At 71.2% G+C, this 8,963-nt stretch carries 6 protein-coding genes and 1 pseudogene; 6 read left to right on the forward strand and 1 reads right to left on the reverse strand.

What is annotated here, in order from left to right; all coding sequences use genetic code 11:
* Positions 1 to 59: 59 nt before the first annotated feature.
* The 5 genes from AOK00_RS32275 to AOK00_RS32295 all read left to right on the forward strand — a co-directional run bounded on the left by AOK00_RS32275 (position 60) and on the right by AOK00_RS32295 (position 7,142).
* Entirely contained in the window at positions 60 to 2,933 is a 2,874-nt protein-coding gene (locus AOK00_RS32275) for a helix-turn-helix transcriptional regulator (protein ID WP_079042302.1), read from the forward strand.
* A gap of 137 nt (positions 2,934 to 3,070) precedes the next feature.
* The gene (locus AOK00_RS32280; RefSeq protein WP_055603719.1) at positions 3,071 to 4,318 is read left to right on the forward strand and encodes a PucR family transcriptional regulator; all 1,248 of its coding nucleotides are present in this window, start codon (positions 3,071 to 3,073) and stop codon (positions 4,316 to 4,318) included.
* Positions 4,319 to 4,456: 138 nt separating this feature from the next.
* Positions 4,457 to 5,308: an alpha/beta fold hydrolase gene (locus AOK00_RS32285; protein WP_173861700.1), complete on the forward strand. Its 852-nt coding sequence runs from the start codon at positions 4,457 to 4,459 to the stop codon at positions 5,306 to 5,308.
* A gap of 150 nt (positions 5,309 to 5,458) precedes the next feature.
* A complete protein-coding gene (locus tag AOK00_RS32290; RefSeq protein ID WP_254047587.1) occupies positions 5,459 to 6,259 on the forward strand; it encodes a helix-turn-helix domain-containing protein in 801 nt (266 codons plus the stop codon).
* A 169-nt stretch (positions 6,260 to 6,428) separates the two neighbouring features.
* Positions 6,429 to 7,142: an alpha/beta fold hydrolase gene (locus AOK00_RS32295; RefSeq protein ID WP_055603722.1), complete on the forward strand. Its 714-nt coding sequence runs from the start codon at positions 6,429 to 6,431 to the stop codon at positions 7,140 to 7,142.
* A gap of 66 nt (positions 7,143 to 7,208) precedes the next feature.
* On the opposite strand, the gene AOK00_RS32300 is transcribed toward AOK00_RS32295, so the two are convergent.
* Positions 7,209 to 7,877 carry a restriction endonuclease gene (locus tag AOK00_RS32300; RefSeq protein ID WP_254047588.1) on the reverse strand — a complete coding sequence of 223 codons (669 nt, stop codon included), beginning with the start codon at positions 7,875 to 7,877 and terminating at the stop codon, positions 7,209 to 7,211.
* A gap of 479 nt (positions 7,878 to 8,356) precedes the next feature.
* On the opposite strand from AOK00_RS32300, the pseudogene AOK00_RS32305 reads away from it, so the two are divergent.
* Positions 8,357 to 8,891, forward strand: a pseudogene (locus tag AOK00_RS32305) (GAP family protein).
* The last annotated feature ends 72 nt before the right edge of the window (positions 8,892 to 8,963 follow it).

An 8,963-nucleotide genomic window follows, 5' to 3' on the forward strand; every position in this document is an offset into this window, starting at 1 on the left:
ACTCCGCCCCGGGGCGGAGTCACGGAGGAGTGGCCCATTGGTTCATACTGTTCCGCCGTATGAGCGTGAACCGAGTGACGACAAGGTCCGTACCCGAGGAACTGGACGGTGTACGGACACCCCTCCGCGGCAGGGACGCCGAACTGGCGTTCGTCGAGGCGCGGCTCGGCGCGCTCGACCGGGGCGAAGGCGGGATCATCCGCGTCGAAGGCCCCGCCGGCATCGGCAGGTCCAGGATCCTCGCGGAGGCAGCCGCAGCCGCGAGGCGGCGCGGAACGAGGGTGTTCGAGGGAGCTGCGGACCCCGACGAGCAGTTCGTACCGCTCGGCCCGCTCCTCGACGGTCTGCTCTCCGGCGAGGACCCCCTGTCGGGCGCCGTTCGCCTCAGGGACCTCGCCACGACACCCGGCCAGCGCTTCTGGCTGCTCCAGGAACTGGGGGACCGCCTGCGGGAGACGGCTCGAAACGGCCCCCTGCTCGTCGTCCTCGACGATCTCCAGTGGTGCGACGACCTGACCCTTCTCACCTTCAACACCCTCGCGGCCGGACTCTCGTCGCACGCCATCCTGTGGCTGGTCGCCGTGCGCGGCGGCAGCGTGCCGTCGGGAGTGCGCACGACCCTGGACAGGATCCGGCAGGCCGGCGCACACGAGCTGGCGCTGGGAGCGCTGGACGACCAGGCCACCGCGCGGATCACCGAGGACGTCCTCGGAGCCCCTCCCGGCGCTGACGTCCTCAGCGTCGTCCGTCGCGCCGAAGGAGTCCCGCAGCTGCTCGTCGAGCTGCTCGGCTCGCTGCGGGAGGCGGTGACGATCGACAACGGCACGGCCAGGCTGCCGGCCGGACCCCCCGCCCCACGGGAACTCCCCTCCGTCGTGCGCCGCCTCGACCAGCTCTCCGAGGCGGCACGGGAGCTGGTGCAGACGGCGTCCGTCGCGGGCGGCCCGGTCACCGTCGCGCTGCTGGCCGAACTGCTCGACAAGTCCTCGGCGGCGCTCATCACAGCGGTACGGGAATCCCTCGACGCCGATCTGCTCACCGAAAGCGGTGATCGCCTCGCCTTCCGCCACGACCTCATCCGCGAGTCGGTGGAAGCCGGCCTCCCCCTGCCCCTGCGTCAAGCCCTGCGTGGTCAAGCCGCCGAGCCGTCGCAGGGGAGCGCCGCCTCCCCTGTCGAACGTCCCGGGCCGTCGTCCGGGAGAGCATCGGCAGATGCGGCGGAGGCCGGGAGGGCGGGGCAGGGGGACGCGGCGGAGGCCGACCGGCTGCGCACCGCCGCGGCGGAACTGGCCTCCACCGCTCCCGGACCCGCAGCGGAACGCAGCCTCAAGGCCCTGGAACTCACCACGGCGGACGCTCCGGAGCGGCCGCGTGTCATCGCCGAGACGATCCCGCTGCTCTGGCAGACGGGCCGGGCCGCCCAGGCGCGTGAGCTGGGAGCCTCCGCTCTGGCGACCGGCGGTCTCGCACCCGAGGACGAGGCACGCATACGCCTCGCCCTGGCCCGCCTCGCCGTACCGTTCGACTTCTCCGAAGCGGTACGGCAGGCCCGCGCCGGGGCGGCACTGCCCGGGACCCCCGTGGACCTGAGGGGGCGACTGCTCGCCATGCTCGCTGTCGGCCTGTCGATGTCGGGCGAGCACTCGGCGGCCGAGCAGGTCGCCGCGGAGGCGTGGGAGACCGCGGCGGCAGCGGGGGACCGCTCCGCCGAGGCCACGTTGACGACGGTCCGCTCGGCCGTGAGTTTCCACCGCATGGACCTGGCCGAGGCGTCCCGTCAGGCCGAGCGGGCCGCCGCGCTGGCCGACGCCCTGGGCGTCAGCACCTCGCTGTGGGTTCCGGAGGCCCTGTGGCACGCCCTCCTGTCGCACACCACCGGACGCTCCGCGGAGGCGCTCGCCGCCGCCGAGGACGGCATCCGGATCACCAGGGAGCAGGGCCGGACGGCGGCCACCCGTATGTGGCTCATGGCCCGATCCCGCATCCTTCTGGAGGCCGGACGGCTGACGGACGCCCGGGCCGACGCCGAAGCGGCATCCGCGGCGACCGAGGACCCCGGCCCGGGCAACCTCGCCGACGTCACTCTCCGGTACGTGATGATGCGGGTCGCCCTCCACACCGACGACCAGCGGACCGCACGAGCGTACGCGGCCGAGGCGAGGCGCATGCGGAGCGACGGCGCACCCGTCGTCCGGCACTTCGGCTCCTGGATGCTGGCACTGATGGCCGACTTCGAAGGCAGGCCCGACCGTGCCATGGCCGAGCTCGAAGAGGTGATGACCTCGCCCGCCGCGGACCGACCGGCCTACGCCGGCCTGGTCGACCCCGCCGACGCCCCGGTCCTCGTCCGCCTGGCGCTGCGTGCCGGCGCGCATGAACGGGCCGCGCAGGCAGTGGCCCTGGCCGAGCGACTGGCCGCGCTCAATCCCCACCTCACCTTCCTGGCCGCCACCGCCGCGCACGCCCGGGGGCTGCTCGACAACGACCTCGCCCCTCTCGGACGTGCCGTCCGGCTGTACGAGGACTGCCCTCGGCCGTTGGCCCGGGCGTCGGCGCTGGAGGACACCGGACGCAAGCTGGCGGCCACCCGAAGGTCCGAAGCGGTGCCGTTCTTCGACACGGCCCTCGCGCTCTACGCGCGGGCGGGCGCCGAACGGGACGCCGCCCGCGTCCGCCGACGCCTGCGGGCCGCCGGTGTCCGCCGTCGGCCCTCGGCGGCCGGACGCTCCGACGCATGGCCCGAGCTGACGGCCGCGGAGACACGGGTGGTACGGCTCGTGGCCCGAGGACTGACCAACCCACAGGTGGCCGAGCACCTCTCCCTCTCGCCGCACACGGTGAGTTCGCACCTGCGCCGGGCCTTCACCAAGCTGGACATCACCTCGCGCGGCGAGCTGACCCGGCTGGTGAAGCATCGTGACAACGCAGAGTAGTCGCTTCGTATCCCCCATGGGTGTCATGGCAATGGACGATTCGTGCGATGTGCCGACGCCGTCGCTTCCTCAGAATGATCAAGAGTCGCGGAACGGAGAAGTCCGCGGCGAACCGTTGGTCGAAAGAGGAACAGCGCATGACCGTCAGGCTCCAGCGAGCCCGCCCTGGCAGCCCCGAACTCCAGGCGCTCGTCGACGCGCTCGCGGAGCGGCTCGGCCGTTCCGTCGTCGTCGACGACCCGCTGGTCCGCATGATCTGCACGAGCCGGCACTTCGGCGACGAGGACCCGGTACGCATCGGCACCCTGCTCCAGGGTCGCGCCAACAGCGCGGCCATCAGCCACGTCCTCGCCCAGGGCGTGACCCAGTGGTCCAGAGCCGGATTCATCGACGGCCGTGACGATCTCGGACTGCTGCCCCGGTACGTCGTACCGCTGCGTGAGCGCGGGCATCTTCTCGGGCTGCTCATGGTGGTCGTGCCCGAGAAGGCGCTCGGGGAGCAGGAGACGGGTGCCATCGCCCATGCTGCGGACGCCATGGCCGCCCAGATGTACGGAGAGCACATCGCCGCGGACACCCGGAAGGCCGACGAGCGGGACCTGGTCCTCGAACTCGTCGGTGCCGACGTCGCCGCTCGTACCACCGCACGCCGTCGAGGCAGGGAACTCGGACTGCTCGGAGCGGCCGAGCACGTCCTGGTCACCGTCGTCCAGCTGAGCTCCGTGACGGATCTCGTACGGCATTCCGAGGCTGCCCTGTGGGGGGCGTTGGAGGGGCTCCGGCAGACGCGCTCCGCGCAAGGGCTCGTCGCGATCGGGAAGGAGCGGGCGACGCTGCTGCAGCTCCGGGACCGCCCACCCGGCCCGGACGAGGTCGCATCCCAGTCCGCTCGCATCCTCGACGAACTCCGCACCTTCCTGGCCCCGTCGGCGTACCCGGTGATCGGAGTCGGTGGTCGGCACGCCGGCCTGGACCACGCGTGGACCTCGTACGAGCAGGCACTCGTGGCCGCGCGCGCGGCACGCAGACTGCCCAGCCTGAAGCGGGCCGGTGACTGGGAGCTGCTCGGCGAGCTCGCGGTGCTTCTCCAGCTCCCCGAGCACGCCCTGAACGCCTCCCTGGTCCCGAAACCGCTCCGGACCCTTGCCGAGGCACACGGAGGTGACCGCCTGCGGGACACCTTGCGCTGCTTCCTCGAACACGCGGGGTCGATTCCCAAGACCGCGGACACGCTGGGAATCCACCGCACCTCGCTCTACTACCGCCTGCGCCAGATCCAGGAGATCACTGGACTCGATCTCGACGACGGCGCGCACCGGCTCACCCTGCACCTCGGCCTCAGGGTCGGGGAACTGCTCGCCCCGGACGGCGACGGGGCCGTCTGACCACGGACTCGCTTCGACAAAGCGAGGAGGATCCACGGCCCGATTCCTACAGCTCGCGGTGGTGCGGGCGGCGGGCCCCATTCGATGATGTTCGGGACGGGCGGGGACGCTGTACCGCCTCTGACCAGGGGAGAGGTCATGAAGGAACTGATCACGACGGACGGCGCACGACTTGCCTATCAGGACACCGGCGGCGACGGCGTCCCGCTGGTGATGCTGCACGGCTGGGGCCAGACGCAGGCGATGTTCCGCCACCAGATCGAGGGACTGGCGCCCGGTCGTCGCGTCGTCACCGTCGACCTCCGCGGCCACGGGAAGTCCGGCAAGCCGCGTCACGGCTACCGCATCGCCCGGCTCTCCCGCGATGTGCTCGAACTCGTCGACCATCTCGGGCTGAACCGTTTCGACGCGCTGGGCTGGTCCATGGGCGTCTCGGTGTGGTGGAGCTTCATCGACCAGTACGGGACAGGACGGGTCCGGCGCTTCGTCGCGGTCGACCAGCCCGCCGCGGTCGCCGCCGTGCCCTGGATGACCGAGCGGGAACAGCGGGACTCCGGCGCCATCTTCGACGTGTCGGGGCTGTTGTACCTGGGTGCGGCCCTCGCGGGGCCGGAGGGCGGCACAGTCCGCGCCGAGTTCGTGCGCAGCATGTTCTCCGGTGAGCCGGACCCCGAGGTACTGGCCTTCGTCACCGAGGAGATCAGCTCGACACCCGCCTACGCCGGCGTGCCCCTGCTGTTCGACCACTGCGCGCAGGACTGGCGGGACGTGCTTCCCCGGATCGACGTGCCGACTCTGGTCATCGGCTGTGAGGGGAGTCATGTACACCCCGATTCGCAGCGGTTCGTCGCCGAGCGGATTCCCGGAGCACGCCTGCACGTCTTCGCCTCCGACGTGGCGAGCTCGCACTTCCCCTTCCTGGAGAACCCGCCCGCCTTCAACACCGTGGTGGAGAAGTTCCTGGCCGAGGAGCCGGTGAACGGGATGTGAATCCCGCCCTCCGCCTGCACGAACCAACGGCTAGGAATCACCATGTCCCTCACACTGATGTCCCGTGCGCCCCGACAGGCACCCCGGAAGGCAGCCGACCAGACCTCGCCCTCCTCCCGCTCGAGATGGCTGGTCCGGATGCTTTCCGAGATGCCGGACACGAACGACCGGAACCACGTCTACCTGGGCGTCCATGTCCGTGGGCCCGTCGCCGTCGTCCACGAGGGTGACAAGACCCGGTTGGAGCCGAACGACCTGGTCTTCTGCGACCCGGCCCGACGGCACCTGCTGCGGTTCGGCGAGGACTGCCAGATGATCTTCTTCCGGGTGCCCCGCTGCTATCTGGGCGTCACCGAGTCGGAACTGAACCAGGTGCTCGGCGTCCCCGTGCGCGGTGGGGAGGGAATCGGGGCGCTGGCGTCCGACTTCCTGACCGCGCTCGCCGCCAAGGCGGAGTTCCGCCGGTCCACGATCGGGGACCGGCGTGCCCGGGCGGCCGTACACCTCCTCTCCCTCCTGGTCATGGAGCTCCTCGACGCGGCCACGACGGACGAGGCCGACGACGCGCCCGGGGCCGTCAACACGATGCTGTCCCGCATCCACGCCTACATCGAAGAACATCTGATGGACCCGGACCTCTCGCCGGAATCGATCGCACGCGCCCACCACATCTCGGTCCGGTACCTGCAGAAGCTCTTCCAGAACGACGGCAGCACGGTGAGCCAGTGGGTGCGGCAGCGCAGGCTCGAGATCTGCCGGATCGAGCTGGGCCGCTCCAATCGGAGAACCACCATGGCCGCGGTGGCACATCGCTGGGGCTTCAGCAGCCCCTCGCACTTCAGCCGCACGTTCCGCGGGGCCTACGGCATGAGCCCCAGCGAATGGCAGGCGCTGGCGACCTCGGCCTTCGCGACGACGACTGCCGGCGCCACGGACGAGCGAAGGCGCTGAGTCGCGCGTGCGCTTTCATGACAGCACGGATTCGCGGACGTACAAGAGGGACCCCCAACGCGGCCATACCGTGAGTAACAGTTGCACGGACCGCTTGCCGATCTCAGGGCCGCGTCCTGACCGTCGTGACGACGCCCACACGTGGCACGCCACCGAGAAGAGAACTCGCATGACCAACCCCACCGTCGTCCTCGTGCACGGCGCCTTCACCGACGCGACCGGCTGGATAGGCGTCATATCCGAGCTGCGGAGCAGCGGTATCCCGGTGATCGCCCCCTCGAACCCGCTGCGGGGGCTGACAGCGGACGCCGCCTATCTTTCCGCCTTCGTGGCGCAGCTCGCAGGCCCGGTCGTACTCGTCGGCCACTCGTACGGCGGTGCGCTGATCACCGTGGCCGGAGCCGCGGAGAACGTCGTGGGGCTCGTCTACGTGGCCGCCTACGTGCCCCACGAGGGGGAGAGCCTCGGCCAGCTCCAAGGGGGCTTCCCCGAGTCCCCGCTGACGGGCAGCCTGAAGGAGTGGACGTACCCGCTCCGCGACGGCGGCTCCGCGGTCGAGGTCACCATCGAGGAGGCCGCATTTCCCTCCATCTTCGCGGCGGATGTGCCCGAGGAAGTCGCCGGCGTCCTGGCAGCGTCCCAACGCCCGCTCGCCACGGTCGCCTTGACCGAGACCGCGGCCACTGCGGCGTGGCGGACCAAACCGTCCTGGGCCCTGGTGACCGGGGCCGACCGCACGATCAGCCCCGAGCTCCAGCGCTTCGGCGCCGCTCGGGCCGGAGCCGCCGTCGTCGAACTCCCGGACGCCTCCCACGCCGTGGCTCTGTCCGAGCCCGCCCAGGTCGCGGACCTGATCAGGGACGCCGTACGCGCGACGAGCTGACCCACCGGTCTCGCGGCTGTCCGGGGGCCGTCCGCAAGCGGGCTGTCGCGATCGACCGGCTTCCCCTCACCCCGGGCCGTTCAGCGCGATGGAAGCCGTCGGATCCGTGGCGGGCGCGTCCCAGGGGGCGAGCGCGAGCTGGTCCGTCCACGCGGCCAGCGCCTCGCCGTCCACGCAGATGATTCCGCACGTGGCGGCGTACTCGACGGCCGGCGCGGTGAAGGAGCTTGTGGTCACGACGACGGCCACGTCCGCCTCGTGGATGGTGAAGCAGGTACCGCCGAACCTCTGCAGATCCTGGGAACCGACGTGGTTGTCCGGTGCGTAGTGCTTGCACTGGAGTACGACACGCCGGCCGTCCACGGTGACCGCGACGACATCGGCGCCCAGATCGCCCGCTCCGCCCACCACTTCCACGGGGGTGCAGCCGTCCCTCGCGCAGAGTGCGGCCACCGTGTGCTCGAAGCCGTCGGCGTCGACGGCTGTGTGGTCCAGAGCCTCGCCGCCGATGTCGGGAACGGCCGGGGCGGGGACCAGGTTGTCCCGCTGGACGCCACGCCCGCGACCGCGGAAGCGGAACGACGACACGTCCCTCCTGGCGGTCGACAGTCCGACGGACAGCACCCCCAGGGCGCCGAGCGCCACGAGGACGGCCGCGACGACCCCCGAGCCGCGGCTTCCCGCCGTCTGGGCTGCTTTGAGGAAGAGCAACAGACCAGCGACGCTTATCCCCATGAGCCCCACGGCCAGCACCAGATCACGCCAGACCCTGGGGCTCCTCCTGACCGCACCTCTGTCCACGCCGGTCGACTTCATCCGAATCTCTCCCTCCCTCACGCGTCGACGGACCGTTTGTCCGTGCACGGGGACTCGAAACGTGGCTGCCGAAGCAGCCCGTCCCCCTCGCCGAGTTGCCACCTCACCATCGAAGGCGGACCCTGCCACGTGACCGTCGACGGTGGGCCCCGCCACGTCACCGTCGACGGCTGACCCTGCCACGTCACCATCGACGGCGGTCCGCGCCACGTCACCGTCGACGGCGGTCCGGGGCCCGGGCGAACGCGGGTGACGCGCGGGCGTGGCCTGCTTGACCGGTCGCTCCACCACCTGCAGAGTCGGGATGTGGCACCCGTACCGGCGCCGCCCGACTCTGCCGGCAGGTCCGCCCGTCCTCCACCGGCACACCACCCTCACGTCCCGGAGCGGCTGATTCGATGGTCCTCGACCTGATTGTGATCGGTACGGCCATCAGCCTGGGGCCCCTGCACAACAGCGCCTTCATCCTCCTGCTCTCCTCGCGGCGCGGTGTTCACAAGGGGCTGGCGTTCCTGTTGTCGTGGTTGGCCAATCTCGTCGCGGTGATCGCCTGCGTGGTGCTGCTGACCGGTGGTCAGCCCCCCGAGCACAACAGCGCGCCCTCGACTGCCGCGATCGTTGCGAAACTCGTCATCGGCGTGGCACTGGTGCTGTACGGCGGGCACCGGCACCGCCGACCGCGCCGCGACCGCCGTCGACGCGAACCTCTCCACCCTCGATGACTGGCTCGCCCTGAGCGGCTACTGCCTGCTGGCCACGCTCAGCCTCATCGTGATGGAGATGTATGCGGTCTGGGCGCCCTCAGCCGCGAACGCCCGGCTGAACGCCCTGCGGGACTGGCTGGGGCAGCACCAGGAGCAGCTGATCGTCACGCTGTCCCTGGTCGTCGGCCTGTGGCTGACGGCCCGGAGCATCTACGAGCTGGTGGCCTGACACGGATGGCCCCGACGGGCACGACGAGGAGGGGGCCGGGGCCCGCCCGACCCGCCCTGGGCGGGTCGGGCG

It is taken from the genome of Streptomyces aureus (assembly GCF_001418135.1).
Classification (GTDB): domain Bacteria; phylum Actinomycetota; class Actinomycetes; order Streptomycetales; family Streptomycetaceae; genus Streptomyces; species Streptomyces aureus_A.

Bases quoted from the DNA above. Each gene is read 5' to 3' on its own strand.
- AOK00_RS32275 (WP_079042302.1), top strand. From the start codon at position 60: ATGAGCGTGAACCGAGTGACGACAAGGTCCGTACCCGAGGAACTGGAC.
- AOK00_RS32280 (WP_055603719.1), top strand. From the start codon at position 3,071: ATGACCGTCAGGCTCCAGCGAGCCCGCCCTGGCAGCCCCGAACTCCAG.
- AOK00_RS32285 (WP_173861700.1), top strand. From the start codon at position 4,457: ATGAAGGAACTGATCACGACGGACGGCGCACGACTTGCCTATCAGGAC.
- AOK00_RS32290 (WP_254047587.1), top strand. From the start codon at position 5,459: ATGCCGGACACGAACGACCGGAACCACGTCTACCTGGGCGTCCATGTC.
- AOK00_RS32295 (WP_055603722.1), top strand. From the start codon at position 6,429: ATGACCAACCCCACCGTCGTCCTCGTGCACGGCGCCTTCACCGACGCG.
- AOK00_RS32300 (WP_254047588.1), bottom strand. From the start codon at position 7,877: ATGGGGATAAGCGTCGCTGGTCTGTTGCTCTTCCTCAAAGCAGCCCAG.